Below are 17,658 nucleotides of genomic sequence, written 5' to 3' on the forward strand. Positions count from 1 at the left end.
CATCATGACAGATTTTCCCGTTTCTCCATTTGGTACAGATATCACCAGCGAAGACATTGTAGCGACTATGCAGCAATTTCAAGGCTGGGAAGATCGCTACCGTCAGGTTATTCAGTGGGGTAAAAAGCTGCCAAAAATGCCAGAAGAGCTGAAATCAGAACAAGTTACCGTTTCGGGTTGTGAAAGCTTGGTGTGGTTAGTGAGCAAAGAGCAAGATGGCGTTTGGCATTTTTGTGCGGACTCCGATGCGCGTATCGTCCGTGGATTGATTGCCTTGGTAATGGCAGCTTATGACGGTAAAACGGCCGATCAAATTCAAGCGTTTGATATTGATGCTTATTTTGATCAACTGGGGCTTGTCTCCCATTTAAGCCCGTCACGTGGTAATGGCTTGAAAGCTATTGTAGAGCAGATTAAGCAAACCGCCGTGTAACGAGTCATTTTCCCAATTCTTAAAAAACGCCGAATAACCTAGCTGTTTGGCGTTTTTTGTATCTGAGTTGAGACATTTTTTGCATATGGATAAAAAGTATGCAAATAGTCGACTATTTTAGTGTTAATTAACCTTTCTATTGATCCTGGTTCATTATATTGCCCACTTGGTTTTTATAAACTCAATTGTATTTAAAATTTGTCTATATTAGATAGTAGACATATGCCTCATTCGCTCCTGTTCCCCAATGCTGACACGCATTTGGAGGCGATTGGGATATTTAGGTACAAACGCTAGGAACCTCCCTATATGCAATTCACCTTGGAACATGCGCAAGACGTGTTATCCGGAATGCCAGACCCCACTTTTATTCTGAGTGAAGATGGTATCTATATTGATGTTTTTGGAGGAACAGATAAAAAAGCCTATCACGATGGAAGCAATTTGATAGGTAAGACACTTCACAGCGTACTTGAAAAAGATAAAGCCGACTGGTTTATCGAGCAGATCAGTCGATCACTGAAACAAGACAGTATTGTGACGATCGAGTACAAGATGTGCGCCGACAGCATTCAGGGAATAGATGCTAACAGTGGGCCAAGAGGCGACCTATACTACGAAGGCAAGATCTGCCCACTCGCTATAAAATACCGAGGTCGTCGCGTTGTCCTTATTCTTACACGCAACATCTCCAATCGCCACCGAGTTGAAACCCTTCTTCGCCATCAAAGCCAAATTGATGCTCTTACCAACATCTACAATCGACGTGTCTTTTTCGAAAAGCTCACAGAAGAGGTCATTAAAGCTCAAGAGCCGAACTATCACTCCGCGTTGTTATTGTTTGATTTGGACTTTTTTAAAGTCATCAATGATAAACGTGGTCATGATGCGGGGGATTATGTCTTAGAGACCTTAGCTGATTTGGTTTCTCACTTACTCGTCAAAGACGAAATTTTTGCAAGAGTCGGAGGGGAGGAGTTTGCGATTATTTTGCCAGAAACTTCTCTGTCGGCGGCGAAAGAGGTAGGAGAGGAAGTACGTTCCCACATTCAAAATTGTCAGTTCGAATTTGAAAAGATTGAAATTCCGGTCACGGTGAGTGTAGGCGTGGTGGAAATAGGCAGAAATGAAACCACCAAACGTTTGTATGCGCATGCAGATAAAGCGCTTTATGCTGCGAAAAGAAATGGCAGAAATTGCGTGGCGACTCTGGATAGGCAGATGGAGTAACCTTGTTGGTTACTCCAAATCAAACCGTTGGCGTTATAGCATGTCGACGGCTTTTTCTACGGCGGCGATGAGTCTATCCACATCTTCAGCCGTGTTATAAATACCAAAAGAGACGCGTACCGTGCCTTTCACATTTAGCGCATCCATCAATGGGTGAGCGCAGTGGTGTCCTGCTCGTACCGCAATGCCTTGTTGATCGAGCAGCGTCGCAATATCTTGGTGATGAACGCCGTCCATGACGAACGTCAGTACAGAGGCATTCGGTTGATAGCCTAGAATATGAATGTCATCCAAAGCGCTTAGTGCTTGGTAGGCCTTATCCTGAAGCGCATGGAGATGATCCTCTACTTCGTGATGGTCAAAACCTTGGTACCACTCAATGGCTTTCGCTAGAGCAATTGCGCCCGCAACGTTTGGTGTGCCCGCTTCAAATTTACCAGGAAGTGCAGAAAACGTCGTTTTCTCGAAAGAAACACGTTCAACCATTTTACCGCCGCCGTGCCATGGTGGCATGGCTTCCAAAAGTTTAAGCTTGCCGTATAAAACCCCAATGCCTGCTGGTGCATAAAGTTTGTGACCTGAGAAAACGTAGAAATCGATATCTGATGTCGATAAATCAAGTTGCTCATGTACGATGCCTTGCGCGCCATCAACTACAACAACCGCGCCAACGTTGTGCGCCAGTTCAGTGATTTTTTCGATAGGTTGGCGTGTGCCTGTTACGTTGGTTATTTGTGCGCAAGTAACAATTTTACAGCGGTCAGACAGAAGCGCCTCAAATGCACTGATGTCGAACTGACAATCTGATGTCATCGGAACTTTAATGACTTTAGCACCCGTTTGCTCTGCCACGATTTGCCAGGGCACGATGTTAGCGTGGTGCTCCATCTCGCTAATCAAGATCTCATCACCTGGTTGTAACGTGCTACGGGCGTAGGTTTGAGCAATTAAGTTCAGTGCTTCGGTTGCGCCCCGTGTCCAAATGATCTCTTTAGAGCTGTTTGCACCAATAAAGCTTGCCACTCGTTCTCGTGCCGCTTCAAATTGGCTGGTGGCATTAGCCGTTAAACTATGGCTGCCACGGTGAACATTGGCATTTTGCGCACTGTAGTAATGACTGATGACATCAATCACACATTGCGGTTTTTGCGTTGTCGCTGCGCTATCTAGATACACTAAGGGCGTATCATTGACGGATTGGTTTATAGCAGGAAATTGCTCACGTACAGCATTTACGTCAAACATTATTCTTCACCAAGCTTGTGGTAGTGCAGAGTAGGCAGAGGGATCATTGGTTCAGCAACTGACCATGCGTGTTTTTTACCTGAGAGTTGAATGATTACTTCCATCGCGAACTCTAAAGCTGTACCCGGACCTTGACTAGTGATCAGGTTGTGGTTGATATCAAAGGTCACGCGTTTGCTGCGCCACTTCTCTTCCGGGATATATGACTGAAAGCTCGGGTGACAGGTCATCAGTGATTGTGGGAAAAGATCATGGTGTTGCAATACCAACGCCGGTGATGCGCAGATAGCAGCAACCAATTTTCCCTCGTAGATGTGCTGCTTAAGGATTTCTATCATCACCGTACTATCACGGAAAATTTCTGCACCACCAACACCACCAGACAGTGCTATGGCATCAAACTCATCATCAGCGATATCGACTAGCTTACAATCTGCCGTTAATGTGACTCCGCGAGAAGCTTTCATCGTCAATGATCCATCAAAAGCAGCACTCGCTACCGTAACGTCATAACCCGCGCGAACCATCATGTCGATAACGGTGACGGCTTCCATTTCTTCGGTGCCTGGAGCGATTGGCACTAAGATTTTCTTACTCATTGTTCTGTCCAGCTTTGTTCTATTTGTTTGATGCGTTGGTAAAGTTTTAAATTCTCAGGCGTATTGATGCGATGTTTCTCGGCAGTCTTTAACAAGTATCCGGTTATAAAATCAATTTCCGTTCGACGCTGATGGAATACGTCTTGTCTCATTGAAGAATAGTTCTCAGCTGTGGCGTTCACCACTTGCATTACCGTATCGAAAAGAGAGCGAAACTCGATAGCAATACCTTCTTTACTCATTACTTCAACCAGTTCTTGAGTGATGCTTTCAAGTTGTATCTTAAACTCGGGCTGCGCAAGCTCACCATTCTTACACTGGTGAATCGCAGTCAGTGGGTTAATCGCGCAGTTAATTGCTAACTTAGTCCATAACGCAGATTGGATGTGTGGATTCCAAATGGCCTCTGGAAGGGCATGATGCATAACATCTTGCAGAAAAGCGCACTGCATTCCTTTGTCATTATAACCACCCACTTGCGTTGTTCCGTGACCGGTATGCAGTACGTGTTGGTTATCTGGTTTGTATGCGCCGTGCGTCGTTGTGGCGAGCACGATAGGATTGTTTGGCAGAGCCTTCTCCACGCCAGAGGCGGTACCCATACCATTGTGCATCAGCATGATAATCGTGTCTGCGTTGATATGAGGCAGTAAAGGCTGAATGGCGTCTTCCATTTGCCAAGCTTTTACCGTGATCAAAATGAGATCTGCTTTATTTACGGAGGAAATATCTTGATTACTGAATACGATTGCGGGTGTGTCATCCAACTGAAGTGATTGTTGGCTTTCAGAACTTCTTCCCCACAATGAAACATTGTGCCCGGCAAGCTTAAATTTTGTTGCCCAGAGTGAGCCCACCGCACCTGGACCGAGGATAAGGATATTCACCAAACGCTCTCATTAAAAAGGTTTGCTGCAAGGATAATGAGGGAAAAAAGGAAAGCAAATAAAAATGGCGCCGAAAGGCGCCATTTTTGAGCAAACTTAGTGGTTCAATTAGAACTTGTAAGTTACAGCAAGGTAGTGGCCAAAGCCAGTTGACTTGAACCCATCAGTATCTTTGATACCGTACACGTCTTTGTAACCTTTTAGACCGTAACCCACTGCGAAGCGGTCTGAGTGCCAGTAGATACCGTTGAACATTGCACCACCGTTTGACGCGGTTGAACCAAACTTGTTACCAGCATCATCATCCATACCGAATTGGTAATCGATGTAGCCTTGGTAAGAAATGAATGAACCGTTCTCGAAGAAGTAGAATGGTTTGAACCAGTTAGTCGAGATTTGGAAACCGTTCCAATCCTTTTTGTTGCCGTCGTAAGTGCCGTATAGGTTAACACCAACTTTACCAAACCAAGGAACCATTACGTCAGAACCTAGACCGATTTTTTGAGAGTTAACACCAGAGTTACCACCCCACTCGATTAGAGTTGCAACGTATAGCTCTTGAACTGGACCGAAAGATAGGTCTTTACCAGTTACCGCATCTAGAGACATACGTGGAGCGAATTTCATAAAGATCTTCTCTGCGCCAGCTTTGTCGCTACCTGGATCAGAAGTTAGGTTGAATACATCAACGTAGCCGTAAAGGTCGAAGATACCAGAGCGGCCGCCGAATTCCATTTCTAGGTAGTCGTGTGAAGACTCACCTGGAAGTTCGTCAAATGCACCCATTAGGTTAAATTGCATCCACTTGTAATCGTTTTTGTGAATATCGCCGTCAGAGTAATCTGCCGCCATAACTGGAGCTGAAGTAGCCGCTAGAAGGCTAAGAGCTAAAAGTGATTTACGCATAAGGGGACTCTCTATGTTTGTAATGATTCAGAACACGCAATCTGTGCTGCGCTTTCCAATTGGCGGGAATAATAGCGATAAAAATCCCAAATGAAAGTGATAAAGGGTGCAAAATGAAACGTTTTTGGTGAGTTGCATCACGAAATTATCTTTATTTACGGAACTTTTTGTTTGTTGCATTTTATTGCAATAAATGTGTGATTTGGATCGTTTGCGTGAGCGATTTTATGACTTTTTAAGCCAGTCGATTAACCAACATAAATCGTTAGTGATCGGAGTGATAAGGGATTCGTATGTATCCGTGAATCAAAGAGGACGTTTGAATGAAAGAAGTCATGTTATTCCCACTCACTTCAGTTGTACTCCCTGAAGGTAAAATGAATCTGCGCATTTTTGAGCCACGATATAAGCGAATGGTAAAGGAATGCAGCCTACAAAATGTGGGCTTTGGAGTTTGCCTAGTAGGAAGTGAAGGTGACCCTAAAGACGTGGGTAACGTTTCATCTATCGGAACTTTGGTCAGGATCGTTGATTTTGAAACACTCAGTGATGGCCTTCTTGGTATTACAGTTGCTGGTGAGCAACGCTTTGTTGTCAAACGCGTCCGTGCAGATGCGGATGGCTTACGTCATGCAGAGGTTGAATGGTTAGACAATTGGCAACATCCAGACAACTCACCAGATTTCTTCTTTTTAAGCCAGCAGTTATCCCATGTTTATGAAGAGTTTCCTCAACTTGGAAGCCTCTACCAGCATCGTTTTTACGATGACTCTGCTTGGGTTACTCAGCGTTGGCTTGAGTTACTACCCCTAGACTGCAATCTGTTCGAACAGCTAGTCGGCGCAGAGGACTGTATTCCTGCGTTGCAATTTCTGACAGAAGCCATAGAAGCCCCGACTAACAAAGAGGCAAGGATATGAAAGGATTTAATAAAGCTGCGCTAACTATTGTTGCGACATTAGGACTGGCGGCGTGTGGCTCCGACAGTGACACTATCGAGTATTCCAATTTACAAGCAGTGCACGCGTCTTCTGATGCGCCGCTTGCAAATGTGTGGATCAACGATAAACCATCATTAACGAATGTTGATTATGGTGTGGGATCTGGCTACGTTAAATTGCGAGAGGGGATGAATTCGATTCAGGTCGATGTTCAGCTCCCAGGTAATGAAACCGCGACCGTAATACCTAAAACAGAACTAGACCTTGATTCCGACCTCAATTATAACGTGTTCGTTGTTGGCGATGCCGATGGTTCGCCAAACCCAGTTGAGCCCTTAGTTGTGACTCGCAGCTCCGATTCAATGGCTGATGCCAATAGTCTAGATGTTCAAGTTGTTCATGCAGCTTCAGGCGTTCCTGCTGTTGATCTTTATGTCACTGAGCCAGGTGCTGCTCTTGCTAGCGCGACTCCAATAACTAACCTTGCTTACAAAGCTTCTACCGACGTATTGAACATCCCAGCTGGTGAGTATCAAGTTCGACTTGCCGTAGGAGACAGCGTTGCTTTTGACTCGGGCACAGTATCTCTTGCGGCTAATTCCAACTTGACGATTGCCGCTATCGGCACAGGAGATTCGAATAGCACGTCACCTGTCAAACTCTTGGTGTTGGACGGTTCGGGCTCTTCTATAATTGAAGATATGGGCAGCCAAGCTGAAGTAAGAGTCGGACACCTTGTCGATGGAGCGCCTGTCGTCGATGTTAACGTTAACGGGGCGGCCTTCGCTCCTCTTGCCGACTTAGCGTTCAAAGAGATTCGTGGTTATTTGGAGCTCGATGCTGGCGCTTACGATATTGACGTTTACGTGGATGGCACAACAACCAATCCTATTATCGATGTTGACGGATTAATGGTTGCGAGCGGAAAGGATTACAGTGTTTACGCAGTCGGTGTTGTTAGCCCAGCGATTGATATCGAACCTCTGGTTGTTGAAGACATGAGACGTGCAGTGGCAACTAGCGCGACGCTGAATGTGACACACGCGGCGGCTAATCCTATAGCGGAAATGGTGGATATTTACCTCACTACGAGTGCAGGAATAGATGGAAGTGATCCAACCATCGCTAATTTTGCGTATAAAAATAGCGTACAAGGATTATATGTCGCTGAAGGTACATATTATGTAACGGTAACAGTGGCTGGTAACCCAAGTATTGTTGCGGTTGACTCAGCACCAGTCAATGTAATGAACGGTGTTGTGTACCAAGTCGTTGCCATTGATGATGGGAACAACGGTGGTTTCAACTTGTTGGTCGATGACGTGACCGATTAGGACGAATGGGAGGAGGAAACTCCTCCCACAAATTAAGGCCGATTATGATGAGTGATAGCCCGAAAAAACTGGGGCGCAGTGATTGGAACGATTACATGGATAAAGTGAAGGATCGAGACAAAGATGCGTTCGCTTTTGTATTCCGTTTTTACGCACCCAAGCTGAAGCAATTCGCTTACAAACATGTTGGTAATGAGCAAGTTGCTATGGAGATGGTGCAAGAGACCATGGCGACAGTTTGGCAGAAAGCGCACCTCTATGATGGTGAAAAGAGCGCGTTATCGACTTGGATATATACCATAATCCGAAACCTTTGTTTTGATCTGCTGAGAAAACAGAAAGGTAAGGAATTACACATTCATTCTGATGACATTTGGCCGTCAGAGTATTATCCACCTGATCTTGTTGATCACTATTCACCAGAACAAGATATGTTGAAAGAACAGGTGGTTAAGTTTTTAGATATATTACCGAAAAACCAGAGAGATGTTTTACAAGCGGTATATCTTGAAGAGTTACCTCATCAACAGGTCGCGGAATTATTTGATATACCCCTCGGTACCGTAAAATCCAGGCTGAGGCTTGCAGTAGAAAAGCTAAGGCATTCAATGCATACGGAGCAACTATGAACAAACACCCAGATAACAGCTTGTTAGAAGCATACGCTTCGGGAAGCATTGATGCAGTTTCTGGTCTTGTGGTCGCAACTCATTTAGAAACATGCACCAAGTGCCGAGCTTATGTGAACCAAGTCGAAGCAAGTCAAGCGAACATCGTAAGTGACATACCTTCTGAGTATGTTTCTGAATTTGACGACATGTTTAATGACATCATCAATGCGGAGCCAGCGACTGATAATATCGTGATCCGCGACTCTGCTGCTGTTAATGTGGCAGGAAAAAGTTTCGCTCTTCCTAAAACTCTAGCGCGTTTCTCTGACCTCGTAGGGTCATGGAGAAGTTACGGAGGCAAGGTTTTCAGTGCTCAGATTGACCTAGGGGAAGACGCTCGTGTCAGCTTAATGTACATCGGGGAAGATGTGCAAATTCCTCAACATACGCACAAAGGCCTGGAGTCTACATTGATCCTACATGGTGGATTTAGTGACGAGGATGGCCAATATGAAGAAGGCGATTTGATGATTAGAGACGCATCAGTGAAGCACAGCCCTTACACTAAGTCCGGAGAAGACTGCTTGTGTTTAACCGTATTGACTGAGCCGATGATCTTTACTCAAGGCGTGGCACGTATATTTAATATGTTTGGTAAAGGGTTATACCCATAGACCTCTTATCTTATATCTCGCAAAACAAAAACCACCGAATTCGGTGGTTTTTTATATGTTTCGTTAATGCTTGTGACGTGCTTTTTCCAATAGAGCATCAAAGTAATGTCGTAGCGAGTACAACATAATCAAGCTTGGCACGACCATGACAGCGGTAAGCACGAAGAATGTGCTCCAATCATTGAGATAATCCACTAGCTCGCCACTGAAAGAAGCAAGAGTCGTCCGTCCGAAGTTTCCTAGAGAGGCAAGCAACGCATACTGAGTTGCCGAAAATGCTTGCCCGGTTAGAATCGTCAAAAATGAAACAAAAGCGACAGTTGAGAAAGCAGTCGTAAAGTTATCGACAATAATCGTGGCTAAGTACAAGTGCTCGTTTGGGCCTACCGAAGCAATCCAAGCAAACATCAAGTTACTGGCAGACATCGCAATACCGCCGATCATTAATCCACGTACAATACCAAACCTAACGTTGAACATGCTTCCGACAAAAGTAAAGAAGATGGTGGCTCCCCAACCGATCAGTTTGGAGTAATAGCCAATTTGTTCATTGCTAAAACCAATATCTTTATAGAACGCGATCGACATCCTGCCCAAAAACGCTTCGCCAATTTTAAATAGGAAAACGAACAGCAACAGAGTAATCGCGACACGGACGCCATTGCGATTAAAGAAATCAAGGAAAGGTTCTACAACAGTCACGGTAAACCAAGCTACGACTTTTGAACCAACCACTTCTTTGTGGCGTTGTTCAGCGGCAGACTGAAGTTGTTCGCGTTGAGTCTTCGGTTCACCGACTAAAATCGTAAAGACCATTAGAATGCCGACTATCACCGCCATCCCGTAGTACACACCATTCCAACCGACACTGTCAGCATTAACAAACGCTAAATAACCCGGTAGTGAATAACCTGTCCACCAGCCAATGACCGCCATTGCAGAAGCTTGAGGCAGTTTAGACTCTTCTGACTTTGGGAAAGTATCAATACGAAAAGCATCAATTGCGATGTCTTGTGTCGCTGAAGCCGTTGCAATGCACAAGGCGAGTAGTGACGCAAACACCAAGTTTTCCGCTGGATTAACGCCGGCAATAAATAGGGTAGCGACGAGTACGATACTTTGGCAAAAGAAAATCCAGCTACGTCTTTGCCCCAGCAGTCTAAAGAGGACTGGCAGCTTCACGCGGTCAACCAGAGGTGCCCACAGAAAGTTGATCGCATAGACCGCAAAAACGCTACCAAAATAGCCAATTGCGGAGAGGGTCAAGCCGGCATCTTTTAGCCAACCTGACATGTTTGAACCGATAAGAACCCACGGAAAGCCGCTAGAGCAGCCCAGCATGAAAACCCACATGAGTCGTTTATCGAGGTAACTTTTTACCGTTTCCAACCAAGTGATGGAAGGTAATGAAGACATAAATCAATCCAATAAAATGAAGCCGTTGAAAGAGAAAGCCCTTCGATTATTCAAAGGGCTTATCGTTTTGGCTATTTAAGTAGTGTAGCTTTGGTGATGACGATTTGCGTATCTGGTACATCACGCATTCGGCCTACTGTCGTGGTCGGCTGCTGAGCCATTTTCTGGATAACGTCGAACCCCTCAGTAACCTCACCAAATACAGCATAACCTGGTGGTCGAGCGCCATAGTTGAGAAAGTCATTGTCGACTAAGTTGACGAAAAACTGACGAGTTGCAGAGTTTGGTGCATTAGTTCGTGCCATGGCGATGGTAGCACGGTCATTGTTTAGACCATTATTTCCTTCGTTTTTGATTGGCGCGTATGTTTTCACCATCTGCATATCTTGGTTAAAGCCGCCACCTTGCGCCATAAAGCCTGGGATAATACGATGAAAAATAGTACCTTCGTAGCTCCCATCTTCTACATATTTCAGAAAATTAGCGACAGTGATAGGTGCTTTCTCTTCGTTTAACTCAACCGTAAATGAACCAAGGGTCGTTTCAAACGCTACTTTTGGCCCAGCCCAAACGCTGCAGCTGAGTAATGCTAAAGACAGAATCGCTTTGCGTAACATTAGAAACGCTCCTGCATGTATTGACGAAGCTCAGGGTCATTGGCAATCTCTTTAAGCGTCAATGTCACCACATCATTCAATGTCTCTTCAATATCGGCATCAGAAGCACTCAATGTGCCAGATCGCTTTGCTGTACCTGTATAAGTTTTGACTAGCTTGCCCTCAGGTGTCTCTGCTGTGATTTCCAGCACAACTTTAGCATCCATCTCATTTTCCATCACCGAATGCTTCACGTTGACCAACGCTTCTTGAACGCTCAATTCAATCGCGTTGTTGCTGTTTAGATCCGCATGGAAACCTTGAGATGAGAATTGCTTCTCTAATGCTTCTTCTAACGCAATACGTAAATTCTGTTTAGCATGAAGAGGAAAAATGTTCGAACGGCCGTTATCCACCAACGCCACGTACTGCGCTGCACGTACATCTTTGCTGGTCAAACTGTAAGTCTTGCCTTGAACAATTGGATTGGTGCTCAATGTGCTTTCTGGCATCAGGTTCAGCTGAGGTTGTTGAGGGGCTGAACACGCAGCAAGCAACGCAACCGAAGCCGCAAGTACCAATTTTCTCATTTTATTATTCCTTTTAACTATTTTGCTAAAGCTTATTTTGCGCTTAATTTAGCAGGATTTTTTGTAGCCTGTAAAATCACAAACTTATTGTTGGAAGCGATAAGTTTCACATTTTTATCGCCAAACAGACGTTTGAGTTTTGCGTCGTACCCGAGGTGACGATTTCCGATAACCAGTAAACGGCCATTTTCACTTAATACTTGTTTAGCATCGCAGAACATTTGCCAAGCAATATGATCGGTGATTGCCTGTTGTTGATGAAACGGTGGATTACACATAACCATAGAGCTGCTGCTGTGTTTAAAACCGTCCAAGCAATTGTTCGCTATGCACTGTATGTCTCTATTTTCACCAAGGTTGTCGCGTAGGTTCTGTTTTGCTGATTCAAGCGCCATAAAACTTTCATCAACACATGTTAGCTGAGCATTTGGATTCAACTGACCAAATTTAACAGACAGAACACCATTGCCGCAGCCAAGGTCGATGACATTGTCTATCGAAGGGTCTTGAGGCAGGTGCTGCAGCATAAAGCGTGCACCTAAATCTAAACTTTCTCCTGAATAGACATTTGGCATGTTCTTGAGTTCGATATCTTCGCCATCAACGCGCCAAGTCGTGAAAGGCATTACTTCAATCGGAGGCTCAACTGTTGCTTGAGAAAACACCAATCTGTGCTTTTTCCAGGCCAAAGATGTTTTTGTTTCGCCTAAGTATTTTTCAAACAGTTTTAGCGTCGAAGTGTGAATGTCTTTCGCTTTATTGACTGCAATGACGGGGCAGGAAGCCGGTAGCGCCTTTCTTAATTGGCTTAGTATCCACACTAGATGGCGGTTACTTTTGGGCAGTTGCAGCAAGACGAGATCAATATTGGCAGGAACGAGGTCCATCGTGGTGGCAAACGCTACTTTATTGCACTGGTTTTGCTCGAGATTTTGCTGTGCACCTTTATGTGAGATGAATGAATCACTCATTAGCGTTACATGGTGCTTTTCCGAAAACCAGCAGGAGAGGGCACCAAAGCTGTCATTAATCACGAGGATGTTTTGATTGTCTGGCAAAGCAAGCTCTTCAACATGATTAATAAGATACTCATCACCGGCATCCCACGCTTGTAGCGTTTCGTTACTTCGTTTTGGGAAACGATGAAGTGTTAAGCTTCGCTCGTGAAGGTTCAGTTCGGTTTTCATAGCTAAATGTAAGTTGATTTAGAAATTAAGTGTTATTGTCGCAAATGATGACGTGTCGAGATACAAAAAGCTGTCAAATTTTACGAGTTCAGTGATGGCTGCTCTCTAGGCATGTTCATGGAGTCGAGCGCCTTGAGACAATATGTCTACAAAGTGCGTCAATAATGAGAGTGACGTTTGAGTGATGCATGTCTGCTTTACTTAGGTATATACTTATGGAATTCGCATCAATGAGGAACGAATATGATCCAAGAAATCATAGAGAAGAAACTACACAGTGAGCTGCAACCCAGCTATCTCAAAGTCATTAATGAGAGCTACATGCATAATGTGCCACCAGGCTCAGAGAGTCATTTCAAAGTGATTGTTGTGAGTGATTCGTTCGCGGGACAGCGTTTGATTGGGCGCCATCGTCAAGTTCATCAAATTTTGGCAGATGAACTGGATAACCACATTCATGCATTAGCTATTCATACATATACTGATGAAGAGTGGAAGCGTGAACAAGATGGCGCCCCTGATAGCCCGATGTGTATGGGTGGTGGTCACTAAAAACGCAAGATATAAAGGTGCAGAGAAAGGTGGCTTAAGGCCATCTTTTTTCGTTTTACATTCTTTAGGGACGTTAACGTGGCACAAATTCTGGTTAAAAAATGTGTTAACAGTGTTTCAACAAATGAATGGAAATTGCAGAATATTTCAGGCGATGAATATCACTTTTCCATAAGATATGTATGGAATATGGCATTTGTGCGATGGGTCAAAGTTATGACTATTCTTTGACCTTTTAGACCTGATTCTACCGAAATAACCCCTCTATTCTAATGATTGATCATGGCATCAAGTTCCTAAAAAATGCTAGACTACGGCACCTGATAAATCTCGCGTATTCCTTGTGACGAGATTTTTAATAGGATGTTGCGATTTTGATGTTTAAAACAACATCAAAACCGGACACTGATGTCGTGTCTAAAAGTTACGCAATCAAAAGAATCTTTTTCCCGATAAAAGTAGTGCAAGTGCGTATGATTACAATAAAGAAGGGCTTGGATCTTCCTATCGCAGGAACTCCATCCCAGGTGATTAATGATGGTAAGACCATCAAAAAAGTCGCCTTGCTTGGCGAAGAGTACGTTGGCATGCGACCTACCATGCATGTCCGCGTTGGTGATGAAGTGAAAAAAGCGCAAGTTCTTTTTGAAGATAAAAAGAACCCAGGCGTGAAATTTACTGCACCAGCAGCCGGTAAAGTGATCGAAGTTAACCGTGGCGCTAAACGTGTCCTTCAATCTGTAGTGATTGAAGTGGCAGGTGAAGAGCAGGTGACATTTGATAAGTTCGAAGCCGCTCAACTTTCAGGTCTAGATCGTGAAGTGATCAAGACTCAGTTGGTTGACTCTGGCTTATGGACCGCTTTACGTACTCGTCCGTTTAGCAAGGTTCCTGCAATCGAGTCTTCTACTAAGGCTATTTTCGTAACTGCAATGGATACTAATCCACTAGCAGCTAAGCCTGAGTTGATCATTAATGAGCAACAAGAAGCATTCATTGCTGGTCTAGACATTCTTTCAGCCCTGACAGAAGGCAAGGTTTACGTATGTAAATCTGGCACTAGCTTGCCACGCTCTTCACAGTCTAACGTAGAAGAACACGTCTTCGATGGCCCTCACCCAGCAGGTCTTGCTGGCACCCACATGCATTTCCTATACCCAGTAAATGCAGAGAATGTGGCATGGAGCATCAACTACCAAGACGTTATCGCGTTCGGTAACCTGTTCCTAACTGGTGAGCTATGCACAGATCGTGTTGTGTCTCTAGCTGGCCCAGTTGTGAATAACCCTCGTCTAGTTCGTACCGTAATGGGTGCAAGCTTAGATGACCTAACAGATAACGAGCTGATGCCTGGCGAAGTTCGTGTGATCTCTGGTTCAGTACTAACAGGTACACATGCAACTGGTCCACACGCATACCTTGGCCGTTACCATCAACAGGTTTCTGTATTACGTGAAGGCCGTGAAAAAGAACTATTTGGCTGGGCAATGCCTGGTAAGAATAAGTTCTCGGTAACTCGCTCTTTCCTTGGTCACGTATTCAAAGGTCAGTTGTTCAATATGACAACGACGACCAATGGTAGTGATCGTTCAATGGTTCCAATTGGCAACTACGAACGCGTAATGCCTCTAGATATGGAGCCTACTTTGCTGCTTCGTGATCTATGTGCCGGCGACACAGACAGTGCTCAAGCACTGGGTGCGCTTGAACTGGATGAAGAAGATCTAGCATTGTGTACCTTTGTATGTCCAGGTAAGTACGAGTACGGTACGTTACTTCGTGAATGCCTAGATACTATCGAGAAGGAAGGGTAATTTTCATGGCTCTTAAAAAGTTTCTTGAAGACATCGAGCATCATTTTGAGCCTGGTGGCAAACACGAAAAATGGTTTGCCCTGTACGAAGCTGTAGCAACAGTTTTTTACACGCCAGGTATCGTAACAAATAAAAGCTCGCACGTTCGTGATAGCGTTGACCTAAAACGTATCATGATCATGGTTTGGTTTGCGGTATTCCCAGCAATGTTCTGGGGTATGTACAACGCAGGTGGCCAAGCTATTGCAGCACTTAACCACATGTACGCTGGTGACCAACTAGCGACAGTTATCGCAGGTAACTGGCACTACTGGCTAACAGAAATGCTTGGCGGCACTATCGGTGCGGAAGCGGGTGTTGGCAGTAAGATGCTACTAGGTGCGACTTACTTCCTGCCAATCTACGCAACAGTATTTATTGTTGGTGGCTTCTGGGAAGTGTTGTTCTGTATGGTGCGTAAACACGAAGTTAACGAAGGTTTCTTTGTAACTTCTATCTTATTCGCACTTATCGTTCCACCAACGCTACCTCTATGGCAAGCGGCACTAGGTATCACATTTGGTGTTGTTGTAGCAAAAGAGATCTTCGGTGGTACAGGTCGTAACTTCCTTAACCCTGCACTTGCAGGTCGTGCATTTCTATTCTTCGCTTACCCAGCGCAAATTTCGGGTGACGTAGTATGGACTGCAGCTGACGGCTTCTCTGGTGCAACTGCTCTTAGCCAATGGGCTCAAGGTGGTAACGGTGCTCTAGTTAACACAGTAACTGGCGCTCCTATCACTTGGATGGACGCGTTCATCGGTAACATCCCTGGTTCAATTGGTGAAGTATCGACTCTAGCTCTAATGATCGGTGCAGCGATGATCGTTTACATGCGAATCGCTTCATGGCGCATCATTGCGGGTGTAATGATCGGTATGATCGCAGTATCGACTCTGTTTAACGTGATCGGTTCTGACACTAATCCAATGTTTAATATGCCATGGCACTGGCACCTTGTTCTAGGTGGTTTTGCATTCGGTATGTTCTTCATGGCAACGGACCCAGTATCAGCGTCATTTACTAGCAAAGGTAAATGGTGGTACGGCATCCTGATTGGTGCAATGTGTGTGATGATCCGTGTAGTTAACCCAGCGTACCCAGAAGGTATGATGCTGGCGATTCTATTCGCGAACCTATTCGCACCTCTGTTCGACCATGTAGTGATTGAGAAGAACATCAAGCGGAGACTAGCACGCTATGGCAAGTAATAACGACAGCATTAAAAAGACGCTGGGTGTTGTTATCGGGTTGAGCCTTGTTTGTTCAATCATCGTATCAACAGCAGCAGTAGGTCTGCGTGATAAGCAAAAAGCTAACGCTGTCCTAGATAAGCAATCAAAGATCGTTGAAGTTGCAGGCATTGACGCAAACGGTAAGAAAGTACCAGAGCTATTTGCTGAGTACATCGAACCTCGTCTAGTAGACCTTGAAACAGGTAACTTTACTGAGGGTAATGCATCTACGTACGATCAACGTGAAGCATCAAAAGATGCAGAACGTTCAATCGCATTGACACCAGAAGAAGACGTAGCTGATATCCGTCGTCGCGCGAATACAGCAGTGGTGTACCTTGTAAAAGATCAAGATGAAGTCCAAAAAGTTATCCTGCCTATGCACGGTAAAGGACTATGGTCGATGATGTATGCCTTTGTAGCCGTTGAAACTGATGGTAACACTGTGTCTGCTATTACTTACTACGAGCAAGGTGAAACTCCTGGACTTGGTGGTGAAGTAGAGAACCCTTCATGGCGCGATCAATTCATTGGCAAGAAATTGTACAATGAAGATCACCAGCCAGCGATTAAGGTCGTGAAAGGCGGCGCACCGCAAGGTTCTGAGCACGGTGTTGATGGCCTATCAGGAGCGACGCTCACTAGTAATGGTGTTCAACACACATTTGACTTCTGGTTAGGTGATATGGGCTTTGGTCCTTTCCTAGCAAAAGTTCGTGACGGAGAACTTAACTAATGTCTAGTGCACAAAACGTTAAAAAGAGCATCCTAGCGCCAGTGTTGGATAACAACCCAATCGCGCTACAAGTTCTTGGTGTATGTTCTGCTCTTGCAGTAACAACTAAACTAGAAACAGCTTTTGTAATGACACTAGCGGTAACATTTGTAACTGCGTTGTCTAACTTCTCTGTTTCATTGATCCGTAACCACATTCCTAACAGTGTGCGTATCATCGTTCAGATGGCAATCATCGCATCGTTAGTAATCGTGGTAGACCAAGTGCTAAAAGCTTACCTATACGATATCTCTAAACAGCTATCTGTATTCGTTGGTCTGATTATCACTAACTGTATCGTAATGGGTCGTGCTGAAGCATTCGCAATGAAGTCTGCGCCAGTACCATCTCTTATTGACGGTATTGGTAACGGTCTAGGTTACGGCTTCGTTCTTATCACTGTAGGTTTCTTCCGCGAGCTATTTGGCTCAGGCAAACTATTTGGTCTAGAAGTTCTACCTCTAGTGAGCAACGGTGGTTGGTACCAGCCTAACGGCCTAATGCTACTAGCACCATCAGCATTCTTCCTAATCGGCTTCCTTATCTGGGTAATCCGTATTCTGAAACCAGAACAAGTAGAAGCGAAGGAGTAAG

19 protein-coding genes are annotated in these 17,658 nt (G+C 44.7%); 11 read left to right on the top strand and 8 right to left on the bottom strand.

What is annotated here, in order from left to right; translation table 11 throughout:
- Positions 1 to 4 precede the first annotated feature (4 nt).
- Positions 5 to 433: a cysteine desulfurase sulfur acceptor subunit CsdE gene (csdE, locus tag R7R78_RS12490; RefSeq protein WP_225473677.1), complete on the top strand. Its 429-nt coding sequence runs from the start codon at positions 5 to 7 to the stop codon at positions 431 to 433.
- A gap of 309 nt (positions 434 to 742) precedes the next feature.
- Positions 743 to 1,663 carry a sensor domain-containing diguanylate cyclase gene (locus R7R78_RS12495; RefSeq protein ID WP_104975544.1) on the top strand — a complete coding sequence of 307 codons (921 nt, stop codon included), beginning with the start codon at positions 743 to 745 and terminating at the stop codon, positions 1,661 to 1,663.
- A gap of 33 nt (positions 1,664 to 1,696) precedes the next feature.
- Here R7R78_RS12495 and csdA read toward each other — a convergent pair whose 3' ends face one another.
- The 4 genes from csdA to R7R78_RS12515 form a co-directional block, all read right to left on the bottom strand.
- Positions 1,697 to 2,908, bottom strand: coding sequence for a cysteine desulfurase CsdA (gene csdA / locus R7R78_RS12500; RefSeq protein WP_225473679.1), 1,212 nt, complete (start codon positions 2,906 to 2,908; stop codon positions 1,697 to 1,699).
- Positions 2,908 to 3,507 (bottom strand): DJ-1 family glyoxalase III, encoded by a 600-nt coding sequence (locus R7R78_RS12505; RefSeq protein ID WP_213968931.1) that lies wholly within the window; start codon positions 3,505 to 3,507, stop codon positions 2,908 to 2,910. Before R7R78_RS12505 ends, csdA begins: the two co-directional genes overlap by 1 nt.
- Positions 3,504 to 4,394: a 2-dehydropantoate 2-reductase gene (panE, locus tag R7R78_RS12510; protein ID WP_213968932.1), complete on the bottom strand. Its 891-nt coding sequence runs from the start codon at positions 4,392 to 4,394 to the stop codon at positions 3,504 to 3,506. Before panE ends, R7R78_RS12505 begins: the two co-directional genes overlap by 4 nt.
- Positions 4,395 to 4,502: 108 nt before the next feature.
- A complete protein-coding gene (locus tag R7R78_RS12515; RefSeq protein WP_005385292.1) occupies positions 4,503 to 5,300 on the bottom strand; it encodes an outer membrane protein OmpK in 798 nt (265 codons plus the stop codon).
- Between the two features lie 323 nt (positions 5,301 to 5,623).
- Between R7R78_RS12515 and R7R78_RS12520 the strand changes: the two genes are divergently transcribed.
- The 4 genes from R7R78_RS12520 to R7R78_RS12535 are packed head-to-tail and all read left to right on the top strand — an operon-like array spanning position 5,624 to position 8,860.
- Positions 5,624 to 6,220 carry an LON peptidase substrate-binding domain-containing protein gene (locus R7R78_RS12520; RefSeq protein WP_225473681.1) on the top strand — a complete coding sequence of 199 codons (597 nt, stop codon included), beginning with the start codon at positions 5,624 to 5,626 and terminating at the stop codon, positions 6,218 to 6,220.
- Positions 6,217 to 7,575 carry a DUF4397 domain-containing protein gene (locus R7R78_RS12525; RefSeq protein WP_225473683.1) on the top strand — a complete coding sequence of 453 codons (1,359 nt, stop codon included), beginning with the start codon at positions 6,217 to 6,219 and terminating at the stop codon, positions 7,573 to 7,575. The genes R7R78_RS12520 and R7R78_RS12525 overlap by 4 nt, the downstream gene beginning before the upstream one ends.
- Positions 7,576 to 7,619: 44 nt before the next feature.
- Positions 7,620 to 8,204, top strand: coding sequence for an RNA polymerase sigma factor (locus R7R78_RS12530; protein ID WP_017636022.1), 585 nt, complete (start codon positions 7,620 to 7,622; stop codon positions 8,202 to 8,204).
- Complete coding sequence (locus tag R7R78_RS12535; RefSeq protein ID WP_213916421.1) at positions 8,201 to 8,860, top strand: ChrR family anti-sigma-E factor; 660 nt, start codon at positions 8,201 to 8,203, stop codon at positions 8,858 to 8,860. The genes R7R78_RS12530 and R7R78_RS12535 overlap by 4 nt, the downstream gene beginning before the upstream one ends.
- Before the next feature lie 63 nt (positions 8,861 to 8,923).
- Here R7R78_RS12535 and R7R78_RS12540 read toward each other — a convergent pair whose 3' ends face one another.
- The 4 genes from R7R78_RS12540 to R7R78_RS12555 all read right to left on the bottom strand — a co-directional run bounded on the left by R7R78_RS12540 (position 8,924) and on the right by R7R78_RS12555 (position 12,649).
- Positions 8,924 to 10,276, bottom strand: coding sequence for an AmpG family muropeptide MFS transporter (locus tag R7R78_RS12540; RefSeq protein ID WP_005380257.1), 1,353 nt, complete (start codon positions 10,274 to 10,276; stop codon positions 8,924 to 8,926).
- 71 nt (positions 10,277 to 10,347) lie between these two features.
- Positions 10,348 to 10,893, bottom strand: a complete 546-nt coding sequence (locus R7R78_RS12545; RefSeq protein WP_225473685.1) for a peptidylprolyl isomerase — start codon at positions 10,891 to 10,893, stop codon at positions 10,348 to 10,350.
- Positions 10,893 to 11,462 carry a YajG family lipoprotein gene (locus R7R78_RS12550; protein WP_225473686.1) on the bottom strand — a complete coding sequence of 190 codons (570 nt, stop codon included), beginning with the start codon at positions 11,460 to 11,462 and terminating at the stop codon, positions 10,893 to 10,895. The genes R7R78_RS12545 and R7R78_RS12550 overlap by 1 nt, the downstream gene beginning before the upstream one ends.
- A gap of 32 nt (positions 11,463 to 11,494) precedes the next feature.
- Complete coding sequence (locus R7R78_RS12555) at positions 11,495 to 12,649, bottom strand: methyltransferase (RefSeq protein WP_047102624.1); 1,155 nt, start codon at positions 12,647 to 12,649, stop codon at positions 11,495 to 11,497.
- 243 nt (positions 12,650 to 12,892) lie between these two features.
- Between R7R78_RS12555 and bolA the strand changes: the two genes are divergently transcribed.
- From bolA to R7R78_RS12580, 5 genes are all read left to right on the top strand, one after another.
- Positions 12,893 to 13,201 carry a transcriptional regulator BolA gene (gene bolA, locus R7R78_RS12560; RefSeq protein ID WP_005380262.1) on the top strand — a complete coding sequence of 103 codons (309 nt, stop codon included), beginning with the start codon at positions 12,893 to 12,895 and terminating at the stop codon, positions 13,199 to 13,201.
- Between the two features lie 473 nt (positions 13,202 to 13,674).
- Positions 13,675 to 15,015 (top strand): Na(+)-translocating NADH-quinone reductase subunit A, encoded by a 1,341-nt coding sequence (locus tag R7R78_RS12565; RefSeq protein WP_225473687.1) that lies wholly within the window; start codon positions 13,675 to 13,677, stop codon positions 15,013 to 15,015.
- A gap of 5 nt (positions 15,016 to 15,020) precedes the next feature.
- Positions 15,021 to 16,265 carry an NADH:ubiquinone reductase (Na(+)-transporting) subunit B gene (locus R7R78_RS12570; protein ID WP_005380265.1) on the top strand — a complete coding sequence of 415 codons (1,245 nt, stop codon included), beginning with the start codon at positions 15,021 to 15,023 and terminating at the stop codon, positions 16,263 to 16,265.
- A complete protein-coding gene (locus tag R7R78_RS12575) occupies positions 16,255 to 17,025 on the top strand; it encodes a Na(+)-translocating NADH-quinone reductase subunit C (protein WP_005380267.1) in 771 nt (256 codons plus the stop codon). Before R7R78_RS12570 ends, R7R78_RS12575 begins: the two co-directional genes overlap by 11 nt.
- Positions 17,025 to 17,657, top strand: coding sequence for an NADH:ubiquinone reductase (Na(+)-transporting) subunit D (locus R7R78_RS12580; RefSeq protein WP_005380269.1), 633 nt, complete (start codon positions 17,025 to 17,027; stop codon positions 17,655 to 17,657). The genes R7R78_RS12575 and R7R78_RS12580 overlap by 1 nt, the downstream gene beginning before the upstream one ends.
- Position 17,658: the final 1 nt, after the last annotated feature.

The sequence above is a fragment of the Vibrio sp. 2134-1 genome (assembly GCF_033339495.1).